The organism is Snuella lapsa, from assembly GCF_039539345.1.
In the GTDB taxonomy this organism is placed as follows: Bacteria; Bacteroidota; Bacteroidia; order Flavobacteriales; family Flavobacteriaceae; genus Snuella; species Snuella lapsa.
Genome location: NZ_BAABCY010000033.1, coordinates 74,629 through 101,370, shown reverse-complemented (window position 1 = coordinate 101,370; position 26,742 = coordinate 74,629). Strand labels below are relative to the sequence as shown.

The window sequence follows — 26,742 nt, the reverse complement described above, 5'->3', positions numbered from 1 at the left end:
GCATGCAAAAAAAGAAACGTATATTACTAAAGGTCGGTTCTAACACGCTTACTAAAGAGACCAATAACATCTCCAGAGGTAAAATTGAGGATATAGCGAGCCAGATAGCTGCACTTCAGGATACGCATGAGTTTATTATTGTTAGTTCGGGAGCCATAGCTGTAGCCAAGCAGTTTGTTAAACTGGAAAGTAAACAAAAGGAAGTTTTTGTAAAACAGGCCCTGGCATCTATTGGTCAACCACACTTAATAAGGATTTATCAGGAAATTTTCAGAGAGTATGGCTTACTGTCTTCACAGTGTTTATTGTCGTATTCAGATTTTGAAAAGAGGGAAAGCAAGACCAATATAGTGAATACCATTAACGTACTGGTAAATAATAATTACATTCCGATCATTAATGAAAATGACACTGTGGCGACCGATGAAATAAAATTTGGAGATAATGACAAACTAGGCGCATTAACAGCTTCTTTATTGAATGCTGATTTATTCATTATAGCTACTAATACCAATGGTATTTATACCAAAGAGTCGATGGAAAATGGGACGCCAAAAACCATTGAGGTTGTTGAGGATTTTGAAGCTTTGCAGCGCGAAGTGGTCAATTCGAAGTCATCGCATGGTAGTGGCGGGATGCAATCGAAGATAGAGGCGGCGGCTGTAGCCAAAAAATCGAATATAGAGACCTGGATAGTCAACGGGTTGGAAGATCAGTTTATATTGAACGCTATCGAGAATAAAATACCGTATACGAAAATTAAATAAGACCTATCAAGAGGGGTATAACCTTATAGGTCTAACAAATAAAAAAATAAAAACATGAAACATTACACCTCTATACATGATATAGATAATATAAATTCTTGGATTGAGGAAGCAAAAACATTAAAGTCGAACCCCTTAAAGCATTTGGAATTAGGACGTAATAAAACACTTGGGCTGTTATTCTTTAATTCTAGTCTGCGTACGCGTTTAAGTACGCAAAAGGCGGCTTTGAACTTGGGGATGAACCCGATTGTAATGAATGTTTCAGGAGATGCTTGGGGCATTGAGTTTGGTGATGGTACCGTTATGAATGGTAATACAGCCGAACATATTAAAGAAGCGGCAGCAGTGGTGTCACAATATTGTGATATTATTGCGGTTAGAGCATTTCCAACACTAACGGATAAAGCAAAGGATGAAAGTGAAGAGGTTTTGAATGCCTTTAAAACTTACGCTTCGGTTCCGCTTGTAAATATGGAAAGTGCCACAGGGCATCCATTACAGGGATTAACCGATGCAATTACAATTTCAGAGTATGCTAAAAAAGAGCGACCAAAAGTGGTGCTAAGCTGGGCACCTCATATAAAAGCATTACCGCATGCTGTAGCCAATAGCTTTACTCAGGCCATGCAAAAAATGGATGTGGATTTTGTGATAGCAAATCCCGAAGGCTACGATTTAAGTCCAGATGTTGTAGGGGACACCCCTGTGATTCACGATCAGGAAAAAGCGTTCAAGGATGCCGATTTTGTTTACGTTAAGAACTGGAGTAGTTATGAGAACTATGGGAAAGTTTTAAATACCGATCCCAATTGGATGATTACCAAAGAAAAATTAGGCCATGCCAAGTTTATGCACTGTCTACCCGTAAGACGTAACGTTATTGTTGAAGATGCCGTTTTAGATAGTGATAGCTCACTAGTTATTGAACAAGCTAACAATAGAACATATGCAGCGCAATTGGTACTTAAGAAAATATTAGAAAGTAATAAATAGAAAAATAACGTCATTGCAAATGAGGAACGATTGAAGCAATCTCTGTATTAGATACAGATCACTTCGTCGAATACGACTCGTAATGACTAATTAAAATATACATGGAAAAACTATCCATAGTAAAAATAGGAGGGAACATTATTGAAGATGTTTCGGCACTGCAAGCCTTTTTAAATCTATTCTCAAAGCTGGAGGGAAAGAAAATTTTAGTACATGGAGGTGGTAAACGTGCTACACACATTGCTTCAAAGTTAGGTGTCGAATCCAAAATGGTTAATGGACGTCGTATTACCGATGCTGAAACCTTAGAAGTAATTACCATGGTTTATGGGGGATTGGTGAATAAAAATATAGTAGCCCAGTTGCAAGCTCTAAAAATTGATGCCGTAGGATTAACAGGAGCCGATGCAAATAGCATCACTTCCGATAAACGCCCTGTGAAAGATGTTGATTTTGGATTTGTTGGTGATGTAAAATCAGTGGCATATCATTCCGTAAATAAACTAATTGAAGCCGGTTTTACGCCTGTTTTTTGCGCGATTACGCACGATGGTAATGGCCAGCTTTTAAATACGAATGCCGATACCATTACCTCACAGATAGCTGTTGGCATGAGCAACCTTTATGAAACATCTATTTACTACTGTTTTGAGCTTAATGGTGTTTTAGAAGATATAAATGATAAAAACTCGGTCATTAAGCATATCGATGCTAAACGATATGAGGAGTTGTTGGAGCAAGGTATTATTGCCGATGGTATGTTACCGAAATTAGAAAATTGTTTCGATGCGTTGCATAATGGTGTGGCGAGTATAAATATGGGGAATACATCCATGTTAACCCGGGAAAACAATAACTTTACAACCATAACCTTATAATATGACGCAACAAGAATTAACAACCCATGCGATTGCGCTATTAAAACAATTAATAGAAACGCAGTCTTTTTCTTCAGAAGAAGATCAAACGGCATTACATATTGAGGCTTGGTTTAAGCGTTATGATATTGATTATAAGCGTACACAAAATAACGTTTGGGCTGTTAATAAGCATTTCGATGCCAGTAAGCCAACATTGTTGTTAAACTCGCATCACGATACCGTAAAACCCAATAGTGCGTACACTAAAGATCCGTTTAAAGCGATTGTTGAAGATGGTAAATTATACGGATTAGGAAGTAACGATGCTGGAGGCTGTTTGGTGTCTTTAATAGCAACGTTTACCTATTTCTACAATTCAAAAGATTTAAAATACAATTTGGTTATCGTGGCTTCTGCAGAAGAGGAAAGTAGTGGCCCTAATGGGTTAAACAGTATGTTACCTGTAATTCCTAAGGTTGATGTGGCCATTGTGGGGGAGCCTACACTAATGAATTTAGCTGTAGCCGAAAAAGGATTGGTTGTGTTTGATGCTGTCGTTGCAGGAACACCAAGTCATGCAGCACATCCCAACGATAATAATGCTATTTATAATACGATAGGTGTGTTGCAGTGGTTTAAAGATTTTAAATTTGATAAAGGTTCAGAAGCTTTAGGTGATGTAAAACTAACAGTAACTCAAATCAATGCAGGATCGCAGCATAATGTGGTGCCCGGTCATGTCGATTTGGTTATCGATGTACGTGTAAATGATGCTTATACCAATGCGGAAATAGCAGAGATCTTACAAACGCAATCGCCGTGTACAAGTATCACACCGCGAAGTTTGCGTTTAAATTCATCGTCCATTCCAATGGATCATGATTTGGTTAAAGCAGGTATGGCTATGGGAAGAACGACCTACGGATCACCAACATTATCCGATCAGGCCGTATTAAGCTGTCCGTCGTTGAAATTGGGGCCAGGAGATAGCACACGTTCGCATTCGGCAAATGAATTTATTTATCTTAATGAAATTGAAGAAGGAATAAATATTTACGTAGAATTGTTGAATCGTGTAATCGTGTAATCGTGTAATCGTGTAATCGTGTAATCGTGTAATCGTGTAATCGTGTAATCGTGTAATCGTGTAATCGTGTAATCGTGTAATCGTGTAATCGTGTAATCGTGTAATCGTGTGTAATAAATCATACAATTTAACAAATAAACGGTTAAACACATAAACAAATATTAAAATGAAACTCTGGGACAAAGGCATATCGATTGATAAAAAAATAGAGCAATTTACAGTAGGTAACGATAGGGAAATAGATATTCATATCGCTAAATACGATGTAATTGCTTCCAAGGCACATGCTAAGATGTTGCATAAGATAGGAATACTCACTACAATTGAATTAGAGCAACTGTTGGGAGGTTTACAGGTTTTGGAAAATGAAATTGAAGCGGGCGAATTTGTTATCGATGCCCAGTTTGAAGACGTACATTCTAAAATTGAATACGAACTCACGGTGGCTTTAGGCGATGTTGGTAAAAAGATACATACTGCACGTTCCAGAAACGATCAGGTTCTGGTAGCTTGTCATTTGTATTACAAAGAAAACTTAATCATCGTTCGAGAAAAAACAAAAGCGCTTTTCGATACGCTCCTCGAACAATCCGAAACCTATAAAGATAAGGTGTTGCCTGGTTATACACATCTGCAGGTAGCCATGCCTTCGTCCTTTGGATTATGGTTTTCGGCTTATGCCGAACTGATGATTGATGATGTATTCTTGTTAGATGCAGCCATTAAAACCGTAGATCAGAATCCGCTTGGATCGGCTGCTGGTTATGGAAGTTCGTTTCCAATAGACCGAGAGTTTACCACACAGGAGATGGCCTTTTCAACATTGAAGTACAATGTTGTTGCAGCACAGATGGGACGCGGTAAAAATGAGCGTACGATCTCTGCGGCATTAGGCAGTTTAGCCAATACCATGGCACGTTTTGCAATGGATATTTGTTTGTATATGAGTCAGAATTTTGGATTTATCTCTTTTCCAGATGAGTTAACAACAGGCAGTAGTATTATGCCTCATAAAAAGAATCCAGATGTATTCGAGTTGATTCGCGGCAAGTGTAATAAGATTCAGGCGCTACAAAGTGAAATGGTCTTAATAACCAATAATTTACCAAGTGGTTACCATAGGGATTATCAGCTATTAAAAGAAAACATGATTGCTGCCTTCGAAGAGATCAAGGATATTTTAGATATTTTCAATTATTCTATCCAACAGGTTATCGTTAAAGATGTGGATATTAATAGTGATTTATATAAGTATTTATTCACAGTAGATAACATCAACACGCTTGTAATGGAAGGGCAGACGTTTAGAGAAGCCTATCAAAAAATTGGCGGGCAGGTGCAAGATGGTACTTATGTTCCAGATATGTCTAAACACCATACCCACGAAGGGAGTATCCATAATTTGTGTTTAGATAGAATTAGAGATAAATTTCCAAGTTAGTTGTAAAAAGCGTATTCAATTGAATACGCTTTTTAATATCCAAAAACGGGTTTTGGTGACTAACAAAATGTTGATAATAGCTTTTTTATTCTTTTCAAAAAAAATGTTTTATTTTTTTAGCTAAGTGCAAAGGTAAATTGTACGGTGCATAACGTAACGGGATGTCCAGCCAGTTTGCTTTTTTGATAATTGCTTTTTGATGCGAAAAGAGATTGAAAGACAATTTTCCGTGATAAGCACCTAAACCACTTTGTCCAACGCCTCCAAAGGGTAACCTTTTATTGCCTATTTGTATTAAGGTGTCATTTATAGCGCCACCACCAAAACTGTAGGTGTCTATAATTTTTTTCTGAAAGTCTTTTTTGTTAGAGAATACATAAGTAGCCAAAGGTTTGTCGTAAGTAGTAATAATTTTGGCAATATCTGTGTCGTCCTGATATGAAAGGATAGGAAGTATGGGGCCAAAGATCTCGCCTTTCATAAGTGGGCTGTCCATAGCCGGTTCGTTAACAAGTGTAGGTTCTATAAAACGGTCTTCAGGATTACTATGGCCTCCAAAAAGGATGTCCTGACCTTCTAAAAGCGCTATTAATTGGTTAAAATGAGACGCGCTAACGGTGCGTGAAAAGTCAGGAGAAGCTTCAATATTCGAACCATAACATATCTCAATATGCTTCTTCAGGGCCTCTACGAACTGGTCTTTTATAGTTTGATGCACTAAAATATAGTCGGGGGCGATACAAGTTTGACCGGCATTTAAAAATTTACCCCATACAATCCGTTTAGCGGCAAGGTTTAAAGAAGCAGTTTCATCCACAATGCAGGGGTTCTTGCCTCCTAGTTCGAGTGTTACGGGCGTTAGATGTTTAGCAGCGCTTTCATAAACAATCCGGCCTACCCGGGTACTACCTGTAAAAAAGATATAGTCCCATTTTTGAGATAGTAAAGTTTGTGATACTTCAACACCTCCTTCAACAACCGCTACATGTTCGGGAGCAAAAGCGGTTTCTACAATTTCTGAAATGATCTTAGAGGTGTTGGGAGTCAATTCCGATGGTTTCAAAATAACGGTATTGCCCGCTGCAACAGCACCAATTAAAGGCGCAATAGCCAATTGGAATGGGTAATTCCATGGGGCTATAATTAAAACATTGCCGTAAGGTTCTTTGTAAACCCAATCGGATGATGGGAAATTGACCAAGGATGGTCTCACGCGTTTAGGTTTTGCCCATGTACTTAAATACTTTATGGATGTTTTTAATTCTGCCAATACAAACTGGGTTTCGGCAAAAATGGTTTCAAACCGAGGCTTCTTAAAATCCGCATAAATAGCATCGGATATCATGTCCTCACGCGACAGGATCTCATGTTCAAGCCTTTTTAAAGCCTCTTTTCTATAGGCCATTTGTTGGCTTCTTTGTGTTTGAAAAAAATCACGTTGTTTCTGTAATATCTCCATTGTTTCAAAATAACTTGTGTTGACCGATAAAATGCGTTCTTTGTTCACCTACTAAAAATACTATTTATATTGCTTCAAACGATAGATGAAACATCAAAGTCGGGAACGTGTATAGGTCGGGGTGAGGCACTGCGCCAATGGATAAGGCAACATTCATTGTAGTTTCAGTAATACTCTTTACAATAACGAACCCGTTGGCATCCTTATACCCGAAATAGTCACCGGTAATAAGGCGCCTTTTTCCACTAAAATCTGCTTGATAGGGAGCACCTGTTGCGGGATCTGTTGCTGTTACCGAAAAATCTTCGTCACTAATACTCCAGGTGGCATCTGTTACAGGGGTATACATTACATTGGCTAGAGGCACCAGATTTGGATCCCAGGAAATTTCACGAATGTCTGCTTGCCTTTCGAAGTTCGCATATATCAGGGCCATTAAACTATTGCCGTCTACATTGTCAATTTTGTAGCTGCCATCATGAATAAAGGTAAATGTGTCTTCATATGATTTTTCTAACCCGACAGCATTTAATAGATTATCAATCGAAGGCTGGAAGATGCTTAACGAATTTTCTACACCACTGGCACCTTCGAGACCGGCAGTGTAAGCGGCCTTAAGACGCCACGATTTTCCCTCTGGTTTGGCAGGGCCACCCGTTAGCAAGATCTCAAAAGAGGGCAAAATGGTAATTGTTTTAGTTTCTACAAAAGTACCATTGGGACTGGTGGCTGTTAGGCTAACTTCATAATCGCCAGCCGCGGCATAAGCATAAACAGGATCTTCTTCGGTACTCGTATTGCCGTCACCAAAATCCCATAGGTATGATTGTGTGTCGTTAGAAACGGTGCCATTGAAGGTAACGGAAGCACCATCAACCAGAAACTGAAAGTCGGCAATAGGTAACAGAGGTGCCTCATCGTTACTGTCGCATTGCATGCATGTTAACGACATGAATAAAATGAAGAATATCTTAAATGGTTTCATAATTATATGGTTTATCATTTTTGTCGGTTTTAGTTTTTATCCCACCATACAGGTGTGTCAATCTTGTTGGCTCCTTGTCTGGCAATGGCTTCTGATACATTTGTGCCGTTGGTACTTAATTCAAAAGAACTATACAAGAAGCGGGATGGCATGATACCATTAGTAACACCACGTTCCAGATCGCTATCGGTTCTTTCTGCAATAGCGGGGTATCCTGTTCTTCTTATATGGCACCAGCCTTCATAATAGTTAGGTGTTAAAGCAAGCCACATTTGGGTGCCGATTTGTGATTCTTGTTCTGTCGTGCTTCCCGATAAAGTTCCTGTGGAGCTTGATAAGAAAGTTGTTATAGACCCCGAATCAATATCCCATTGTTTCAATGAAGTTTCAATACCCATTCTGTAAAGGTTATTAGCTTCTGCAGGATCGTTGTCGTAAACTAAGGCTGCTTCTGCTTTCAAGAAGTAAACTTCTGAAGCGGTCATCAAATAAAGTTTGCTGTCCTGAGAAGACAGTGTCAGTCCCATATCGGATTTGCTCGCCAGATCTGATTTTCCAAAAGCTTCATCGTTTAGTCCGTTGGTTTGCCCGGTATAATTACCGTTAGCATCCTGAGCCACAAAAACAGAAAGTCTGGGATCCGACGTATCTTTTAATTGATTGACTAACATGGTAGACATTTTTATTGATGGATAGCCAAGGCGTCTGTTGTACCAAGCATTGCCATCTCCTTCGGTTTCAATCATGGACGCATTATGACTATTGTCTTCCATTAAAGGAGCGGTTAAACATTGGTTTACGATTTGTTTAGATAAACTGTTGTTAACATACCTTAATCGCATCCCTAATCGGAGTTTTATCGAGTTTGCCAATCGTATCCATTTGGATAGATCGTTGCTAAAAATAGGATCTGACTTTGGGTAGCCCATTGCAGGATCGGCAGCGGTTAAAATATTAATGCTAGCCGTTAAACGCTGAATTAAATCGTTATAAATAAATTCCTGAGTATCGTATTTTGGAGTTAGAATATCAGCGGTTTTACCTTTGCCACCTTCGGTATAAGGAACTTCTCCAAAACCGTCGGTTATACGGGCATATCCCATGACCCCAATAATATCAGCCATAGCATAACGGACCGGGTTTTCGGTTTCTGGTTGGGAGGTAATATACAATACTTCCTCAATATGCTTAATTACGCCACTGTACATACCGTTGTAAATGCCGTTGTAGGCACCGTCAAATCCATCTGTATATTGATCTGGCGGTCTGGCGGTACTTCCTGCAACATAATAATGGGCATGTTGCCCTGCAAACCGATACGACCCTTCATCCAGAGTGCCATTGAATAAACTTCTGACGGCTTTGGCGAATAGAGGTGCATCATCTATGATGGTCACATTGTTTGGATCTTGCCTTACGTCGTCTAAAATATTCTCACAAGAGGTTATCACCATTCCAACTAGTAAAACAACCAATAATTTATAGGGTATAGTTTGTATTCTTTTCATTGCCTTAAGTTTTAAAAGTTGATGTTTACGTTTATGCCATAAGTCCTAGTGGAGGGTAAGGAGGCGTGCTCTAAAGCTGTTGCGGTTGGACTGCTACCATTACTGGCTTCGGGATCAATGTCTTCAGCGGCATTGTAGATGAAAAACAAATTTCTACCTGTGGCTGATATACTAACACCTTGAATGCCTGAATTTCCCAATGCTTTTTTGGGTATACTGTAGGTTAGTGCAATTTCTTTCATTCTGACGTTTGAAGCATCAAAGATTAAGTCGGTTCTAATATTACTGACAAAATTGTTTGTGTAATTTTTTAACAGCGGATTAATAGCTACTGTATTTTCAAAGCCGGTGTGCTCGTTGATGCCGTCTTCAACTATACCATTTACACGACCAACTAATGAGGTTTCGTCTGTACCAAACATTTGCCTGTAACCACGTCCCCAGGAAAAGAACTCACCACCTTTTTGATAGCTTACCAGCGTTCTTAATGAGAAGTTCTTGTATTTAAAGTTATTACTGATACCGCCATAAAAGTCGGGATTAATAGAGCCTAGCTTAATGCGTTCGCCTGGTTGTGCCAGTCCGGCATCTGTAATTAATTTTCTTCCAAAATTATCTCTCAAATAATCCAGGCCATAGATAGAACCAAACTCTTCTCCGGGCCTGGCTTCAACTGATACTGCCATTAGGGAGTTTAGAGTAATAGCCTCTACCGATTCATCAATGCTTTTTACAGTTGAATTGCTTTTGGTAATTGAAAGTCCCATGTCCCAACTAAAGTTTTCAGTTTCAAAAGGGATGATGTTCAATTGCGCCTCATATCCTTTGTTTTTTATAGATCCGGCGTTTGTTGTGTAAGACCCGAATCCAGTAGTTCCAGAAATGGGAATTGACATGATTTGATCTTCGGTTAGTGTTTCATAATACGTGAAGTCCAAATGAATTCTGTTTTTAAAGAAACCCAACTCTGTACCTAATTCCCAGGAATGGGAAACTTCAGGACGTAAATTAGGGTTTGGTATGGAACCTGGAATTGAAGCTACCGTATAATCCAAAGTTCTGGTTTGATCTATGCTGTATGATGATTGCGTTCTGTAGGGACTAGTGTCGTTACCTACCTTAGCATAGGATGCTCTTATTTTTCCCTTGTTAAACGTGTTGGAAGTTAAACCGAAGAATTTCGAAAAAAGAAAACTCAAATTTTCTGAATGATACCAATAGGAATCATTGGCTGCTGGCAAAGCCGACGAGTTATCGTTACGTAATGTGGCATCCAGATATAAATAACCTCCATAACTAATTTGTCCCAGTCCATAAAAGGAATACATGGTCTTCTCCCAGAAATAATCGGAATCACTAACGACGGCATAGTTGGAGATTCTATAGAAATTAGGAACTTTTTCATCCCTTCCTGAAACGCCTATGGATTTACCAGAATCGGATCTGTAATTAGCTCCAACACTTGCGGTGATGTTAAGACCAGAAAAGCTAGTGGTATAGGTTGCTAATATATCGGAGTTCCAAGAGCTGCTCTTACTGGTATTGGTGCTGTATCCTCCTAACCCATTATAATTCGCCTGACCTCCTCTGGCAGCGTGTTCGGTGCCTTCTGTTGCGACGTAGTTTAAGCCTGTTTTACCAGTAATATAGAAGGCGTCTGAAATATCCAGTTTGGCAGAGAATGCGCTTTGAAAGCGATCCCGATGGTCTTCATTGAAAACGTTGTTTAAAGCCCAATATGGATTGTTAAAGGTATTGTCTAAATTCCACTTAATTTCATTTCCGTTAGCGTCAATAGTATTGTTTTTGGCATCGGTAAGGCGTACATCCCTTGGCATTAAGGATAGTTGTAAGGCTGTATTGGAAGCGCCTTCGCCTAATTCTGGTCTGTTTTTTACATGGGACTTGATATAGGTTACTTTGCCGTCAATCTTTAACTTTTCGGTTAAATTGGAAGAGGCCCGAAAATTTACCGTATTTTTTTCAAGTGTATTGTTAGGTATAATACCTTGTGTGTTTTGGTTGGTAAAAGAGACTCTAAAGGCACTTTTGTCTGTGGTGCCTTCAAAGGAAACACCATTGGTTATAGAGTATCCTTTTTGATAAAATTCTTTATAAGGATTTCCTCTAGGGGAGTAGGTGTCTGTTTGGCCAAGCCAGTTGGTATAGGTTTGACCTTCCATTTTAGGGCCATAACTCCATGAGCCCGGGTAGTCCAAATTAGGTCTGCCGTCACTACCAACTGGAGAGAAAGCATCAAAGGCACCCATACCGTATTCATTTTGAAGTCTTGGTGTTAACGCTATTTCGGTAATGTTAAATGAAGATGTTACTGTAACACCTATACCGCGTTTACTAACACCCGACTTAGTTGTAACAAGTATTACCCCGTGCATACCTAAGGAACCATAGGCTGCGGCGGCACCAGCACCTTTTAAAACAGTTACCGAAGCCACATCATCTGGATTAATATCAGAAAGGGCGTCTCCACCATCTCTGCCTCCGTTAGGGTTTCCGCCACTACTGGCATTGGAAACAGGTATACCGTCGATAACAATAAGTGGTCTGTTGTTTCCGTTTATCGTTGTAACACCGCGTAATAAAATTCGAGACGAACCGTCTACTCCTGTGTTACCTTGTGTGATTTGTAGTCCTGATACCTTGCCAGAGAGTGAGTTCATTATGTTGTTTTCCTGTGCTATAGCGAACTCAGCGGGTTGTAATTGGTCCACAGAATATCCTAGTGAGGCTTTGTCTCTTTGTATGTCTAGTGCGGTAATTACCACCTCGTCTATAATTTCCGTTCCAGGTTCAAGGTAAATGACGAGTTTATCCTGGTCATTTACGGTCATTTCGTAAGTTGTGTATCCTATATAGGAGAAAACCATGACTTCCCCCTCGTTAACATTTTGGAGTCTAAAGCTACCGTCAAAATCAGATGAGGTGCCTTTGTTCGTTCCTTTTATGAGTACACTAACCCCTAAAAGAGGCTCGTTGGTGTCTTTTTCCAACACCTGACCTGTAATTGTTTTTTGAGCCGAGGCTGTAACCGATAAGGTGATTAAAGCCCATAGTGTTAAGAGTTTATTCATACGGTTGTCTTTTTTAGTTTGGTTAATTATTAGTGTTTTTAGTGATTTTTTTGGTGTCTGTTCCTATCTTTTAAGGGAAAGAATATACTCTGCTACAGCTATTTTTGCTTCGTCGGATAAGTAATTCTGTGGGGGCATTTCCGGGTAATCGTCTCTTAGGTTTCTGGGAGCGTTTATATAATCTACAATGCCCTGTGGATTGTCTTTGTAAATGGCTTGGATAAGTTGTGTTGGTACACCAATGAGGCGTGTGTCAAAAGCGTGGCAACCAGCACAAACACCATAGTAGGTAAGTTCTCCTAACTCTTCTTTGGAAACCGATCTTGGGGCTACAGGCTTATCGAACATCAGCGTTGTTACATCTTTTGTGTCTGTAATTTGAGCTGGGGCATAGTTGTCCAATCCAAACGTGCGATAGCGGTTTTTATCACGAATAGTACTCCCGACACCACCGCCCATAGCAAGAATGTCGGGGCCTTTGGTTTTAAGTTGTGATAGCATTAGTGCTTTAATTTCACCAACAGGGTTGTTACCGTTCTCAATCATAAAGTTGTCAAGGATAACAACTCTGTCGGGGTTGGGTTCGGAATTGGGATCGTTTGCAGTAGGAGCTCCAGTTGGAAGGTCTACTATAGTAATACCTGCATTATCGTTGTTAGAAATAATATTATCTTCTATAATAACATCATCGGCGGCCATAACCAGAATGCCCGTTCCGGGAGGAATTCCAGAAACAATAGAGCCTGGTGCTCCAAAGTTTTCGTGGTTATTGCCACTTATAAAATTGTTTCTTATAATAACATCAAATACGGTTTTGATCGGAAGTCCGGGGGTGAGAAATGCTAGAATGCCTCCTGTATTGTTATATGCCAGATTGCTTTCAACCAGACAATGTCTGGAGTTTTCTATTTCAATGCCGGCAACATTACCATATACTTCATTGAATTTCACATCTACATTGTCGCACATGCCAACATAGATGGCAGCATCTTCAATTTCTGTTAAAATATTATGGCTAATGAGACCATTTTTACCATATTGAGGAAAAATACCGTATACACCAGTATCGATAATCCAATTATTTCGGATTATAAAATTGTTTCCAGCCTGCCCCATGATACCATTTCCTTTATACTCTATTATTTTTAGATTTTCGACCGTAATACCGTTCCCCGAGTATAGAATAGCATCATTTAAAGCTTTTTTGCCGTCAAGAGTTGGCCATACACCATCAATTATAACGCCTTGAATGCTAATGTTGTCCTTGTCAATGTAAACGGTTTCAGAATAGGTGCCAGGGTAAACACGTAACAAATCTCCTGGATTGGCTTTTAAGACAGCCTCTTGTATGGATTCTCCATCTTTTATTTGAATGATGTTACCACTAAAGGTATTTTGATTTGTAACAGTTAGCGTGTCATTTGTTGAACCTACGTTGCGATATTTCATAGTTGTAGGCATAGGTACCGTATCTGCTGGTTGGGGTTTAAGGAACATTTTTCCAAATAACATACCCATGGCAAATAAAGCGAGGGATACAACAATTTTTAAAAAGCGGGATTTTGTTCTCATATGAAATTTTTTAGTGTTTGTTAAAAATTATAAAACAGGTATGCTATAGGGTATGTATAATCTACCTCTAAGATAATTTCATTGTATTGATTCTTGATTTTGGTTATTGGTAAAAGCTGCTTGGTTTGAAGGAAGCACTTTTGGAACTTTGGGCATAAAAGACTCGTCTGTTAAGGTTTTTAAAAAGTCGACCAGTCTGTCCAGTTCGAAGTCTGTTAGCTCAGGTTCCCAAATATGCCAGTGTATTCTTAGGTTTTCTTCTTTAGGAACCGCGTGTCCACGTCCGTCAGTATAAAACTGAACAGTTTCTCTAAGCGTAGCAAAGTTTCCTGAATGCATATATGGTGCAGTTTTTTCAATATTCCTTAAGCTGGGTACTTTAAACCCACCTCTTAGGGTACTATCTTTAAATGGTATTTGAGCGCCTGGATCTAATGTTGCTCCATTAGGCTCCGGAGTACCCAAAACTGCTATTTGCTGATTGGTAAATAATGGAGGGGTATGACATTCTGCACAACGGGCTACAAAGGATCTAAAAATATTCATACCTTCTATCTCCTGTGCGTTTAATGCCTCATGATACCCGTGGGCGTAGCGATCGTATTTGCTGTTAAGCGAAATAAGAGAGGCTTCAAAGGCGGTGATCGCAGTATAAATTTCATTAAGGCTTATGGGATCTGAACTACTTTTGTTTGGAAATGCTTCAGAAAAAAGATGTCTGTAATTTTCAATACCATTAATCGTTTTTAATAGATTTTCAGGCGTGTTTCCCATTTCTTCTTTGGAAAACAAGGGACCCTGCATTTGTTCTTCCAAGGTACTTGCACGACCATCCCAAAAGAATAGTTTTAAATACGCAACGTTCCACAGGGAGGGGGAAGAGCGTTTTAATTGGTGTCCATTAATACCAACACTGGCTGTTAGGCCATCACTAAATCCTTTTTGCGGATCGTGACAAGAAGCGCAGGAGATAGTACCATCTGCCGATAGGACTGGATCGAAAAAGAGATACCTTCCCAGATCGATTTGTTGAGGCGAAAACCCGTCACGTACTTTGGGGAGCGCTGTTTTTAATCCACCAACCCCAGGGTCATTATTTGTGCTGTAAGCCATATAAAGATTTTGAGCGATGCATTCGTTTTTGTCATTCAGTTTAAAACCTGGAGGACAATTACAGTTTAGTTTGGGTACGTAATGGGTATGAGAAACTTTATTGGCTGCTATGAGTACAGTCAATAAAGTAATCATTAAAATTCCGGGAACAACCCATTTTAGAATTGTGTTTTTTCTGCTCATCAATCGTTTTAATTCATTAAAATTAATAGTCGTTAAAAGATCGACTATCTAATTTATTTGTATAAACAACTGTTGGGAAATTAATGAGCTTACTATTTTTAACAAGCCTAATTTCAGGGGTTTGTGATGAAATGTCCCTTAATTGGTACTAATGGGTACCCCTGTTTTTAAGGGCATCTTCAAAACCTAGTTTGTAAGAAGGTGAAATGGGGATGATTTCATTGGGAACATGTTGGATAGTAAGGGCGTATCCTTTTCTTGTTTTTTTAAAGGAAGAGAGATGTTGTAAATTTACAAGGTAGGATCTATGTGTACGTATAATTGTATTGTCGGCTATTTTAGCTTCAAAGTTTTTTACGCTACCTCGAATAAGCTCTTTTGCTAATTTATCGCCCTTTAAGTAAAATAACTCTAAATAGTTTCCGGCTGACTTTACATAAACCAATTGATTGGGTTTTATGGCAAGAGAAACTTTTCCACTTTCTTCGGTTATGGTTATAAGTTTATTGGTGTTGACTTTTACAGTTTCTTCAATTTTTTTCAAACCAGAAATCTTCACCCTAAGTTGAATGTACCATAAAAATAGAAGGTAGGGCACCATAATCACTAGACTAGTGTACCTGAAGGTGAGCAGGTATTCTTCCAGCTTTTCATTGAAAGAGTTTAAAGGGGCATTTTCCAATAAAAAAAAGACCAGGGCTATTATGGAAACTTCAAAAATACAGTATAACAATGCACTATAAAGTTTTGATCTGTATGATTTAAATACAAAGTGGAAGAGGGTTTGAGTAATTAGTAGGATACCTGAACCTATCAAAGTAAAACTCCAATAATATGCTTGTCCCCACTCCTTAATATTAAAAGGTTCGTATACATTAATAAAAAAAAGGGCGTATAGAAAAACAAAAGCTACTAGTAAAAACCTATTCTTGAAAAAATTTAAAGGAGGAATGTCTTTTTTTAATGGTTTTAGTATGGAGGTCATTTTAGGACAGATCGGTAATATTATTTAGTGGTTTTTACTTGCCTAAGAAATAAAGGTACAAATTTTAGTCAATTGCACACTATTTAAAATGCAAATAACAAAATGATTTTAAACAGAGCCTTCTTACTTTGGGTAAAGTGTGGAATGCTTATTAGAAAGATGTAATTGACGTGAGTTTATAGATAGAAATTTTTGTGAGTAAGTCTGCAAATCTGTGATTTGGTGTGTTGAAAAACTGTCTATCGGTCTTTAGGTAGGCAATAAAATCATAAGTTCGAAGTGTTTCTAAATACAAAATCCTTGTAGGGTTTTAACAGAATAGATTTACTTGCTTTTAAGCAAAGTTCATATTATGAATAGCAAGTAATGTATGTTATTTTTAGCATAATTAAAAAAGCGTACTCTTTCGAATACGCTTTTAAGGACTCCATGAATTTTAATTTTGGTGACTAACCCAAATAATTAAATTATAGTGGACTGCCCTAAATGTATGTTTGTAAAGTTTAAATTCGTTTCATCGGGATTATTTATAAAATCTTCAATAAAATCACCAACTTTGCTGGTGCTTATATTATCGTATTTGGTGTTTAGGTCTGGTGTTGTGATATGAAGTTTCAAGGATTTTTCTACCCCCTCCCTAACAAGAGACGCTTCATCATATAGTCCAAAATGATCCAATAGCATAGCCGCTGATAGAATTGCCGCTATAGGATTGGCAATTCCTTTATTGCGAGCCATAGTATAGGTGCCGTGAATCGGTTCAAACATAGCATGCGTATCTCCTATGGAAGCTGATGCCAATAAACCAATAGATCCCACAATAACACTAGCTTCTTCTGAAATAATATCACCAAACATGTTTTCAGTTAAGATAACATCAAATTGTTTTGGATTTGTAATAACTTGCATGGCAGCATTGTCTATAAACAAAAAGTCTAGAGTCACATCTTGATATTGAGAAGCAAGTTCTTTAACTACTTTTCGCCAAAGCCTGGAGCTTTCAAGTACGTTTGCTTTGTCTATTAAAGTTAATTTTTGTTTTCTGGATTGAGCAGCCTTAAATGCCATATGGGCAATACGTTCTATCTCAAACCTAGAATATTCGCATATATCTGATGCGTTATTACCGTTTTCGCTTACTTTTTTATCGCCAAAATAAATCCCGCCAGTTAACTCACGATAAATACAAATATTAACATCCTTAATGTATTTTTTCTTAAGAGGAGAATTGTTTAACAGGTCTTCGTAAGCGATAACAGGTCTTATGTTTGTATACAAATCAAGTTCTTTACGTAACTTTAAAAGCCCCTGTTCTGGCCTTATTTTAGCATAAGGATCATTATCGTATTTAGGCTCTCCAATAGCGCCAAACAATATTGTATCTGCTTTTTTGCTAAGCTCTAAAGAAGCATCTGGCAAAGGATTGCCCGTTTTATCAATGGCACTAGCACCAATAAGACCATAATCAAAAGTAAATACATGATTAAATTCCATAGCAATAGCCTTTAAAACCTTAACGGCTTCGGCTGTTACTTCGGGTCCAATACCATCTCCTGGTAAAACGGCGATATTTAATTTCATGTATTTTTAACTATTATCGTTAAGAGTTAATCTCTTTGTATATTCTGCTGTTTTCTATAATTTGATGAATGTCGTTATCATCTACTTCTTTTTTCTTATCTGCAAATTCTAAAAAGCTTTGATAAATCTCATCCAATTGTAGCTTTGTTAATTCATAACCAATATTTTTAGCTCTGTAGGCTAGGGCTGCCCTTCCGCTTCTGGCTGTTAATACTATAGCAGACTCTGTTACGCCAACATCTTTAGGGTCAATGATTTCATAGGTTTCACGATTTTTTATGACACCATCTTGATGAATTCCCGAGCTATGGGCAAAGGCATTCGCACCAACAATTGCCTTGTTTGGTTGGGTGTAAATCCCCATGCTATCGGATACCAATTGACTAATACCGTAAAGCATTTCTGTTTTAATATTAGTGTCTAAATTCAAGTACGGATGCTGTTTCAAGATCATTACTACTTCTTCTAAAGCAGTATTTCCGGCACGTTCGCCAATACCATTAATGGTACATTCGATCTGTCTGGCGCCATTAATAACACCTTCAATAGAGTTGGCAGTAGCTAGTCCAAGGTCGTTATGGCAATGGCATGATAAAATTGCTTTATCAATACCTTTTACATTCTCTTTCAAGTATTTTATTTTAGCACCATACTCACTTGGTAAACAATATCCAGTTGTATCTGGAATATTAAGTACGGTGGCACCTGCCTTAATTACAGTTTCACAAACACGTGCAAGGTATTCATTGTCGGTTCTCCCTGCATCTTCGGCATAAAATTCAACATCTTCAACAAAGGATTTTGCATATTTAACAGCGGCATAGGCGCGTTCAAGAACATCCTCTCGGGTGGATCTAAATTTATACTTTATATGAGAGTCAGAAGTTCCTATCCCAGTATGAATACGAGGTGTTTTAGCATATTTTAACGCTTCAGCGGCTACTTTAATATCATTTTCAACCGATCGTGTAAGTCCACAAACTGTTGCATTTTTAACAATTTTAGAAATAGCTTCTACCGATTTAAAGTCACCTGGACTCGATACAGGGAACCCTGCTTCAATAATATCTACACCTAAATTGTCAAGTTGCTCAGCTATGATTAATTTTTGTTCAGTGTTTAATTTACAACCAGGAACCTGCTCACCATCGCGAAGCGTTGTATCAAAAATTTGTACGTTAGTATCAGACATTTATTAAAATATATTTTCGTATTGTAATACGAATGTATATTTTGGTTTCCTAAAAGGATAATTCAATAGGTGTTTTTTACGATGTTTAACATATTTATTTAAATCACAAATATCTGTTTTTCAGGTATTTGAGTGTTATTTTGTAACTATGACAAAAGAACAAAAAGATAATTTGTTTGTATTAGTAAAGTCGCTGTCTAAATCGGAAAAGCGACAATTTAAACTTTATGTGGGAAGATTGGGAGTTAATGAGGATTCCAAATTTCTAACGCTTTTTAATATTTTGGATAAGCTTTCTGTTTATGATGAATCGGTAATCCTTAAAAGGGGTGTGGTAAAGAAACAGCAGCTATCTAACTTAAAGGCCCATTTATACAAACAGATATTAATTAGTTTGAGGTTGAATCCTTCGCATCAAAATGCAAGAATTCAAATTAGGGAGCAGTTAGACTTTGCTACTATTTTATATCATAAGGGTCTGTATAAACAAAGTTTAAAAATTCTTGATAAAGCAAAAGCACTGGCTATTGCTAATGAAGAAAAGAATATAGCTTACGAAATTGTAGAACTAGAAAAGGTTATTGAATCGCAATATATTACACGGAGTTTAAGTAACCGGGCAGACGAGCTCACCGTTCAGGCTAAGGAGCTTAGTATGCAAAACGTAATGGCAAGTAAGTTATCTAATATATCGCTTCAGTTATATGGGCTTTTTTTAAAGACCGGTTACATAAAAAATGACAAGGAGTTTAAAAGGGTTACCAAATATTTTAATGACAGATTACCTAAATATGATATAAATAAGTTAGGGTTTAGGGAAAAATTATGGTTGTACAAAGCCTATTTGTGGTATAGTTTTTTAACCTCAGATTTTTTGTCTTGCTATAAATATGCTTCTAAATGGGTGGATTTGTTTTATGATAACAAAGACATGATTGTTTTAAACCCTGTCTTTTTTTTAAGAGGCAACCATTATTTGTTAGAAGCTTTGTTTTATCTGCGCCGTTATGGGAAGTTTAAAACAACGCTTTTGCGTTTAGAAAGTGTAACCAATGAAAAATGGTTTCCGGTAGATGATAACTTAAAAGGCTTGGCATTTCTTTATATCTACAACAACAAGTTTAATTTACATTTTATCGAAGGAAGTTTTAAAGAAGGGCTTTCTTTGGTTGAGGAAGTCTTGGAACGTTTAAAGCAATATAACGACCGAATTGATGAGCACCATGTTATGGTGTTTTATTATAAAATTGCAAGTATGTATTTTGGGGCAGGTGAGAATAAGAAGTGTATTCTGTATTTAGACAAAATAATTAGCAATAAATCGTTGCAGATGCGTGAAGATTTATTGTGTTTTTCCAGAATATTAAATCTTGTGGCCCATTATGAAGCGGGACTGGATTATAATTTGGATGTGCTTATTAAAAGCACGTATAAATTTTTGATTAAAATGGAGGATCTTTATGAAGTACAGAAAGAGTTTATCAAGTTTTTAAGAGGTTTAGGCGATATCTATCCTCATGAGGTTAAAGGTGAGTTTATTAAACTACACAAAAAGTTAAAGGAATATGAAGAAGATCCGTATCAAAGTCGCGCCTTTTTATATTTGGATATTATTTCCTGGTTGGAATCTAAAATTCAAAACAGACCTATAGATCTCGTAATTAGAAATAAATTTCACGAAAATATAGCGCGAAAGTAAAATTTTTACAAAAAAAATTAGGATTTTAACTTTTTCTAACTGAATATTTGCATTCACAAAGTTCAAGAACTTATTGAAATGTTATCAAGAAAGGTGGAGGGATTAGACCCTTTGAAGCCTTAGCAACCCTTTACATGTCCTGCCACCAATTTAGGATCTTAAAGAAGGTGCTAAATTCTACCCCGTCCTAAAGTTGGTTTTAGGATTTTACGGATAGATAACCGATAAAATTACTTTCTGTAGTTTTAAGATTTCTTTTTAACATTTTTCTATTAAGTACGTTAGTAATAACGCATTTTGGCTTTTGGTTTAATTTATTAATTCAAAAAAATTAGAAAAATGAGTATTCAAAACATTGCCACAGAGGCATTACACGCAGGACACGATGTAGCACAAACAGGAGGAACAAGAGCGGTTCCTATTTACCAAACAACATCGTATGTTTTTAATAACACCGATCATGCAGCAAATTTATTTTCATTAAAGGAGTTAGGGTTTATATATACACGACTCAACAATCCAACAAACCAGATTTTACAAGAGCGTTTGGCTGCTGTCGAAGGAGGTATTGGAGCTGTGGTATTTGCTTCGGGAACTTCGGCTATCTCTACAGGCTTGTTGACCTTATTGAAAGCTGGCGACCATATCGTTGCTTCAAGTAGCTTGTATGGTGGTACCTACAACTTGTTAAAAGTAACTTTACCCCGACTGGGAATTACAACAACTTTTGTAGATGCCAATAACCCAGATAACTTTAAAGAAGCAGTACAAGATAATACCAGAGCGTTTTTTGTAGAGTCCTTAGGAAACCCTAAATTAGATGTATTGGATCTAGAAGCTATTGCAGCACATTCAAAAACGGCAGGTGTGCCTTTTATTGTAGATAATACGGTGGCAACTCCGGCCTTGTTAAACCCTATAAAGCATGGAGCAAATATTGTGATTCATTCTTTAACAAAATATATTGGTGGACAAGGAAATTCATTGGGAGGTGCTATTATTGATGCCGGAACGTTCGATTGGGCAAACGGAAAGTTTCCCGAGTTTACAGAGCCTTCAGCTGGTTATCATGGTTTAGTTTATAGTGAAGCCTTAGGAGCAGCAGCCTATACATTTAAGCTAATACTAGAAGGCTTAAGAGATTTTGGTGGTGCATTGAGTCCGCAAAATGCTTTTAATATCATTCAAGGTTTAGAAACATTACCAATTAGAATAAAGCAGCATAGTGAAAATGCTTTAGAGTTGGCTAAGTGGTTAGAAGCACAAGACGAAGTGTCATGGGTTAATTATCCGGGCTTGGAGTCAGGTGAATATAAAGATTTGGCAGATAAATACTTGCCAGAGGGGCAAAGCGGGATTGTTACTTTTGGAGCTAAGGGCGGTTTTGAAGCTGCAAAAACCATTGCCGACGAAACACAAATCTTTTCGTTATTGGCAAATATAGGAGATACAAAATCACTAATTATACACCCAGCAAGTACCACGCACCAACAGTTAACAGAAGCAGAGCAAGAATCGGCTGGTGTTACAGGTGATTTAATTAGATTGTCTGTGGGGCTAGAAAACATAGAAGATTTAAAAGCCGATTTAAAAGCGGCATTTAATAAGATTTAAAACAAACATTCTTGAAAAAGACATTGAAACATATCGTTGTAAAAGACTATACCACTATAAGCAATACGCTCAATGAGGAGATAAAGCTTAGTTATCAGGTTTTTGGTCAGGCTTTAGGGAATGCTCCTGTTGTTTTGGTTAACCATGCCTTAACGGGTAATAGCAACGTAGCCGGAAATGATGGTTGGTGGAAAGATTTGATAGGGGATGATAAAGTTATCGATACCAAATTGTATACGGTTTTGGCATTTAACATTCCTGGTAATGGTTTTGATGGTTTTGTAATTGACAACTACAAAGATTTTGTTGCTAGAGACATTGCAAAATTGTTTTTAATTGGTCTTGAAACCTTAAAGATTAAAAAACTGTTTGCAATTATAGGAGGTTCTTTGGGAGGAGGAATAGCTTGGGAAATGGCTGTTTTAAAACCAGATATTACAGAGCATCTTATACCAGTAGCAACCGACTGGAAGTCTACCGACTGGTTAATTGCCAACTGTCAGATTCAAGAACAATTTCTATTAAATTCTAAAAATCCCGTACATGATGCAAGGATGCATGCCATGTTATGTTACCGCACTCCAGAATCTTTCAAAGAACGTTTTCAACGTTCAAAAAATGAAGATTTGGAGATTTTTAACGTAGAAAGCTGGTTGCTCCATCACGGAAAGAAATTGCAAGAACGTTTTCAATTATCTGCCTATAAGCTAATGAATCAATTGTTGAAAACTATTGATGTAACAAAAGACAGAGCCGAAGATTTTAATGTTTTGGAAACCATAAAAGCTAATATACATATTGTAGGAGTGGATTCCGATTTGTTTTTTACGGCAGAAGAAAACAGGCAAACACACAAGCAATTGGCTTTAACACATCCCAATGTGACCTATAATGAGATTAATTCGGTACACGGGCATGACGCATTTTTAATAGAATACGAACAAGTTGAAAAAATAATAGAAGGCATTTTTGTGCCAGATTCTAAAAAGAAAAGGATGAAAGTATTAAAGTTTGGAGGTAAATCTTTATCAAACGGTGATGGATTGAATAAAGTTATTTCAATTATCGAGGATAAAGTTAATGAAGGAGAAAAAATTACTGCGGTAGTTTCCGCAAGGGGATCTGCAACGGATGATTTGGAAGCCATCTTGAATAAAGCTGTAAAAGGCCTATCTTATCACGAAGATTTTGAGGCCTTTAAAAATTATCAGAAAGAGCCATTGCCAACGGTCGATTTTTCAAGTGAATTTGAGGTTTTAGAGAAGTTATTCGAAGGTATTAGCTTATTGCATGATTGCAGCCAAAAAACCAAAGACGAAATTTTAGCTCAGGGCGAATTAATGTCTATTAAAATGGTAGCCGCTTTATTGAATGTAAGGCAAATAAAAGCACAGGCGGCAGATTCCAGAAAATTGATAAAAACCGATGGAACCTTTGGTAATGCCCAACCTATTTTGCAATTATCTAAAGATAATGTCAAAGCCTATTTTAAACAGAATGGAGCCGAAACGGTTCATATTGTTACTGGCTTTATAGCATCTAATTTAAAAGATGAAACAACCACTTTGGGTAGAAATGGCAGTAATTACACGGCGGCTTTGTTAGCTAATTATTTAGATGCCGAAGAACTAGAAAACTATACACATGTAAATGGTATTTATACCGCCAACCCCGATTTAGTAGCCGATGCCCAAAAAATAAGGGAACTCTCGTTTAGTGAAGCTAATGAGTTGGCTAATTTTGGAGCTACAGTTTTGCATGCCAAAACCATCATTCCGCTGGTAGAGAAAAATATCAATTTACGTATATTAAATACGTTTAATGCTGACGATGAGGGGACTTTAATTACATCCAAACCAAGCTCTAAAGAAGTTACCTCTTTGTCTGTACTGGACAATGTGGCTTTACTTAATTTAGAAGGGCGCGGATTGTTAGGTAAAAGTGGTGTCGATGCTAGGATATTTGGCGCTTTAGGAAACCAGAATATAAGTGTTAGTATTATTTCTCAAGGGTCTTCAGAAAGAGGTATCGGTTTGATTGTTAATGCAGATGATGCCACGCAGGCGGTTATTGCGTTAGAACGTGAATTTGAAAAGGATTTTTATTCACAAGATGTCAATAAAATTGGAGTTATTGATGATGTATCGGTTATTTCTATTATTGGGATCGAGCTAAGTTCATTCCATAAACCATTCAATGCCCTTATTAAAAACCAGATCACACCGCTGTTGTTTAACAATACGGTAACCGGAAGAAATGTGAGTTTGGTGGTTAAAAAAGAGCAGCTTCATAAAGCCTTAAATGTTATTCACGGAGAGATATTTGGTATTTCAAAAAAAATAAATATTGCCATTTTTGGTCATGGATTGGTGGGAGGTGCTTTGATCAATCAAATTTTAAAATCGCGTAAAGATATAGAAGCACGTAAAGGAATTAATCTTAATGTGTTTGCTATTGCGAACTCTAAAAAAATGCTGTTGGACAAAGATGGCGTAAATACAGACTGGAAAGAAGCCATAGCATCAAGTAATTTATCCAGCTCGGTACAGGATGTTATCGATTTTGCCGATGCCCACCATTTGGAAAATCTAATTGCAGTAGACAATACCGCAAGTCCGAATTTTCATGAAAATTACATTCCATTAGCAGAAGCTGGTTTCGATCTCGTATCATCAAACAAAATAGCTAATACGATTTCGCATACGTTTTATACCGATTTGAGAGCGCAACTAAAGGTGAATAATAAGCAGTATTTGTACGAAACGACAGTTGGAGCTGGTTTGCCTTTAATCGATACTATTAAATTATTACATGAATCGGGAGAAAACATTACCAGAATTAGAGGCGTTTTCTCAGGAACACTAAGTTATTTGTTCAATAATTTCTCCGTACAAGACAAGCCGTTTAGTGAGATTGTTCAAGAAACGATTGATAAGGGCTTTACCGAACCAGATCCAAGAGAAGATTTTTCGGGCAATGATGTGGCCAGAAAGTTATTAATTTTAGCGAGAGAGTTGGATTTACAAAATGAATTTGAAGATGTGTCTGTTTTGAATTTGATACCAGAAGCATATCAAAGTATTCCCGTAGAAGCATTTTTAAAACAACTGGATGTATTAGACGATGAATTCCAAAAGATAAAAGAAGATCAAAAACCAGGTCATGTACTGCGATATATAGGAGATCTTTCAGGAGATTTATCGCGAGATAAGGGTAATTTGGAAGTGAAATTAATATCTATACCTGAGGATAGTACTTTGGGGCATGTTAAGGGATCGGATGCGATATTCGAAATATTTACAGAGTCCTATGGCGAACAACCAATAGTTATTCAAGGAGCCGGTGCTGGAGCAGAAGTAACAGCAAGAGGTGTTTTTGGAGATATTTTAAGGCTGTCTAAACACATTAATTAGAAGGATTATGAGCGAAAAGAATAAACAGTTTGAAACAGAAGCCATTCGAACGCAATTAGAGCGTACCGAATTTTTAGAACATACAAGTCCGTTGTACTTAACGTCCAGTTTTGTTTTTGAAGATGCAGAAGATATGCGTGCTTCTTTTTCGGAAGAAAAGGAACGTAATATCTATAGCCGATTTACAAATCCTAATACCTCTGAGTTTGTAGATAAAATTTGTAAAATGGAAGGCGCCGAAAGTGGTTATGCTTTTGCAACCGGAATGGCGGCCGTATTTTCAACCTTTGCAGCTTTGTTAAACAGTGGCGATCATATTGTGTCTTCACGCTCTGTATTTGGCTCAACACATACTTTATTTACTAAATATTTGCCAAAGTGGAATATTACCACGAGTTATTTTAAGGTAGATGAGGCAGATACCATTGAAAGCTTGATAACGCCACAAACAAAAATTTTATACGCAGAAACCCCAACAAACCCGGCAGTTGATATTTTGGATCTTGAAGTATTGGGGGACATTGCAAAGAAGTATAATTTAATTTTAGTAATTGATAATTGTTTTGCAACGCCGTATTTACAACAGCCCATAAAGTACGGAGCGCATTTGGTGATTCATTCCGCGACGAAATTAATCGACGGACAAGGACGTGTGTTGGGCGGTGTAACAGTTGGACGTTCGGATTTGATAAGGGAAATTTATTTGTTCTCCAGAAACACAGGCCCCGCCTTATCACCATTTAATGCTTGGGTTTTGTCAAAAAGTTTGGAAACACTCTCCGTACGTGTTGATAAGCATTGTGAAAATGCATTGAAGGTGGCAGAATTTTTGGAAGTACATCCACAAGTGAATTGGGTGAAGTATCCATTCTTAAAATCGCATCCACAATACGAAGTGGCTAAAAAACAAATGAAACTTGGAGGTAATATAGTGGCCTTTGAAGTTAAAGGCGGTATAGAAGCCGGGCGAAAGTTTTTAAATGCCATAAAAATGTGTTCGCTATCGGCGAACCTCGGTGATACCCGAACTATTGTAACGCACCCTGCATCTACAACACACAGTAAATTATCAGAAGAAGATCGATTAGAGGTGAGTATTACTGATGGGTTAGTAAGGGTGTCTGTAGGATTGGAACATGTGGATGATGTTATTGCAGATTTAAGGCAAGCTTTAGGGGTCTAATGTGATATTAGT

18 protein-coding genes and 1 riboswitch are annotated in these 26,742 nt (G+C 37.6%); of the genes, 9 read left to right on the top strand and 9 right to left on the bottom strand.

The genetic code is table 11. The annotated features are described in order from the left end of the window. Positions 1-2: 2 nt before the first annotated feature. The 5 genes from proB to argH all read left to right on the top strand — a co-directional run bounded on the left by proB (position 3) and on the right by argH (position 5,151). Entirely contained in the window at positions 3-767 is a 765-nt protein-coding gene (proB, locus tag ABD792_RS06165; protein ID WP_345004980.1) for a glutamate 5-kinase, read from the top strand. Positions 768-821: 54 nt separating this feature from the next. Then, positions 822-1,763, top strand: coding sequence for an N-acetylornithine carbamoyltransferase (locus ABD792_RS06160; RefSeq protein WP_345004978.1), 942 nt, complete (start codon positions 822-824; stop codon positions 1,761-1,763). Positions 1,764-1,864: 101 nt separating this feature from the next. Continuing rightward, positions 1,865-2,641, top strand: coding sequence for an acetylglutamate kinase (gene argB / locus ABD792_RS06155; protein WP_345004977.1), 777 nt, complete (start codon positions 1,865-1,867; stop codon positions 2,639-2,641). Between the two features lies 1 nt (position 2,642). After that, entirely contained in the window at positions 2,643-3,710 is a 1,068-nt protein-coding gene (locus ABD792_RS06150) for a M20 family metallo-hydrolase (RefSeq protein ID WP_345004976.1), read from the top strand. A 166-nt stretch (positions 3,711-3,876) separates the two neighbouring features. Further along, entirely contained in the window at positions 3,877-5,151 is a 1,275-nt protein-coding gene (gene argH, locus ABD792_RS06145; RefSeq protein WP_345004975.1) for an argininosuccinate lyase, read from the top strand. A gap of 94 nt (positions 5,152-5,245) precedes the next feature. Here argH and ABD792_RS06140 read toward each other — a convergent pair whose 3' ends face one another. From ABD792_RS06140 to ABD792_RS06100, 9 genes are all read right to left on the bottom strand, one after another. Then, a complete protein-coding gene (locus tag ABD792_RS06140; RefSeq protein ID WP_345005042.1) occupies positions 5,246-6,610 on the bottom strand; it encodes an aldehyde dehydrogenase in 1,365 nt (454 codons plus the stop codon). A gap of 64 nt (positions 6,611-6,674) precedes the next feature. Further along, positions 6,675-7,595: a PKD domain-containing protein gene (locus ABD792_RS06135; RefSeq protein WP_345004974.1), complete on the bottom strand. Its 921-nt coding sequence runs from the start codon at positions 7,593-7,595 to the stop codon at positions 6,675-6,677. Positions 7,596-7,624: 29 nt separating this feature from the next. Next, positions 7,625-9,103 carry a SusD/RagB family nutrient-binding outer membrane lipoprotein gene (locus ABD792_RS06130; RefSeq protein ID WP_345004973.1) on the bottom strand — a complete coding sequence of 493 codons (1,479 nt, stop codon included), beginning with the start codon at positions 9,101-9,103 and terminating at the stop codon, positions 7,625-7,627. Positions 9,104-9,114: 11 nt separating this feature from the next. Continuing rightward, positions 9,115-12,195, bottom strand: a complete 3,081-nt coding sequence (locus ABD792_RS06125; RefSeq protein WP_345004972.1) for a SusC/RagA family TonB-linked outer membrane protein — start codon at positions 12,193-12,195, stop codon at positions 9,115-9,117. 63 nt (positions 12,196-12,258) lie between these two features. Next, complete coding sequence (locus tag ABD792_RS06120) at positions 12,259-13,767, bottom strand: parallel beta-helix domain-containing protein (protein WP_345004971.1); 1,509 nt, start codon at positions 13,765-13,767, stop codon at positions 12,259-12,261. A gap of 78 nt (positions 13,768-13,845) precedes the next feature. Further along, entirely contained in the window at positions 13,846-15,063 is a 1,218-nt protein-coding gene (locus ABD792_RS06115) for a cytochrome-c peroxidase (RefSeq protein WP_345004970.1), read from the bottom strand. Between the two features lie 148 nt (positions 15,064-15,211). Beyond that, a complete protein-coding gene (locus ABD792_RS06110; RefSeq protein WP_345004969.1) occupies positions 15,212-16,048 on the bottom strand; it encodes a LytTR family transcriptional regulator DNA-binding domain-containing protein in 837 nt (278 codons plus the stop codon). 462 nt (positions 16,049-16,510) lie between these two features. Continuing rightward, the gene (gene leuB / locus ABD792_RS06105; RefSeq protein ID WP_345004968.1) at positions 16,511-17,629 is read right to left on the bottom strand and encodes a 3-isopropylmalate dehydrogenase; all 1,119 of its coding nucleotides are present in this window, start codon (positions 17,627-17,629) and stop codon (positions 16,511-16,513) included. Between the two features lie 19 nt (positions 17,630-17,648). Then, positions 17,649-18,821 carry a 2-isopropylmalate synthase gene (locus ABD792_RS06100; RefSeq protein WP_345004967.1) on the bottom strand — a complete coding sequence of 391 codons (1,173 nt, stop codon included), beginning with the start codon at positions 18,819-18,821 and terminating at the stop codon, positions 17,649-17,651. A gap of 148 nt (positions 18,822-18,969) precedes the next feature. On the opposite strand from ABD792_RS06100, the gene ABD792_RS06095 reads away from it, so the two are divergent. The 4 genes from ABD792_RS06095 (at position 18,970) to ABD792_RS06080 (ending at position 26,730) form a co-directional block, all read left to right on the top strand. Further along, entirely contained in the window at positions 18,970-20,520 is a 1,551-nt protein-coding gene (locus ABD792_RS06095) for a hypothetical protein (RefSeq protein WP_345004966.1), read from the top strand. 78 nt (positions 20,521-20,598) lie between these two features. Beyond that, positions 20,599-20,744: riboswitch (SAM riboswitch) on the top strand. A 115-nt stretch (positions 20,745-20,859) separates the two neighbouring features. After that, a complete protein-coding gene (locus tag ABD792_RS06090; protein WP_345004965.1) occupies positions 20,860-22,134 on the top strand; it encodes an O-acetylhomoserine aminocarboxypropyltransferase/cysteine synthase family protein in 1,275 nt (424 codons plus the stop codon). An 11-nt stretch (positions 22,135-22,145) separates the two neighbouring features. Beyond that, entirely contained in the window at positions 22,146-25,547 is a 3,402-nt protein-coding gene (thrA, locus tag ABD792_RS06085; protein WP_345004964.1) for a bifunctional aspartate kinase/homoserine dehydrogenase I, read from the top strand. Positions 25,548-25,554: 7 nt separating this feature from the next. Further along, on the top strand, positions 25,555-26,730 hold the full coding sequence (locus ABD792_RS06080) for a trans-sulfuration enzyme family protein (protein WP_345004963.1): 1,176 nt from the start codon (positions 25,555-25,557) through the stop codon (positions 26,728-26,730). The last annotated feature ends 12 nt before the right edge of the window (positions 26,731-26,742 follow it).

Excerpts from the sequence above, each read along its gene's own strand:
- proB (WP_345004980.1), top strand. The coding sequence starts at position 3 with ATGCAAAAAAAGAAACGTATATTACTAAAGGTCGGTTCTAACACGCTT.
- ABD792_RS06160 (WP_345004978.1), top strand. The coding sequence starts at position 822 with ATGAAACATTACACCTCTATACATGATATAGATAATATAAATTCTTGG.
- argB (WP_345004977.1), top strand. The coding sequence starts at position 1,865 with ATGGAAAAACTATCCATAGTAAAAATAGGAGGGAACATTATTGAAGAT.
- ABD792_RS06150 (WP_345004976.1), top strand. The coding sequence starts at position 2,643 with ATGACGCAACAAGAATTAACAACCCATGCGATTGCGCTATTAAAACAA.
- argH (WP_345004975.1), top strand. The coding sequence starts at position 3,877 with ATGAAACTCTGGGACAAAGGCATATCGATTGATAAAAAAATAGAGCAA.
- ABD792_RS06140 (WP_345005042.1), bottom strand. The coding sequence starts at position 6,610 with ATGGAGATATTACAGAAACAACGTGATTTTTTTCAAACACAAAGAAGC.
- ABD792_RS06135 (WP_345004974.1), bottom strand. The coding sequence starts at position 7,595 with ATGAAACCATTTAAGATATTCTTCATTTTATTCATGTCGTTAACATGC.
- ABD792_RS06130 (WP_345004973.1), bottom strand. The coding sequence starts at position 9,103 with ATGAAAAGAATACAAACTATACCCTATAAATTATTGGTTGTTTTACTA.
- ABD792_RS06125 (WP_345004972.1), bottom strand. The coding sequence starts at position 12,195 with ATGAATAAACTCTTAACACTATGGGCTTTAATCACCTTATCGGTTACA.
- ABD792_RS06120 (WP_345004971.1), bottom strand. The coding sequence starts at position 13,767 with ATGAGAACAAAATCCCGCTTTTTAAAAATTGTTGTATCCCTCGCTTTA.
- ABD792_RS06115 (WP_345004970.1), bottom strand. The coding sequence starts at position 15,063 with ATGAGCAGAAAAAACACAATTCTAAAATGGGTTGTTCCCGGAATTTTA.
- ABD792_RS06110 (WP_345004969.1), bottom strand. The coding sequence starts at position 16,048 with ATGACCTCCATACTAAAACCATTAAAAAAAGACATTCCTCCTTTAAAT.
- leuB (WP_345004968.1), bottom strand. The coding sequence starts at position 17,629 with ATGAAATTAAATATCGCCGTTTTACCAGGAGATGGTATTGGACCCGAA.
- ABD792_RS06100 (WP_345004967.1), bottom strand. The coding sequence starts at position 18,821 with ATGTCTGATACTAACGTACAAATTTTTGATACAACGCTTCGCGATGGT.
- ABD792_RS06095 (WP_345004966.1), top strand. The coding sequence starts at position 18,970 with ATGACAAAAGAACAAAAAGATAATTTGTTTGTATTAGTAAAGTCGCTG.
- ABD792_RS06090 (WP_345004965.1), top strand. The coding sequence starts at position 20,860 with ATGAGTATTCAAAACATTGCCACAGAGGCATTACACGCAGGACACGAT.
- ABD792_RS06080 (WP_345004963.1), top strand. The coding sequence starts at position 25,555 with ATGAGCGAAAAGAATAAACAGTTTGAAACAGAAGCCATTCGAACGCAA.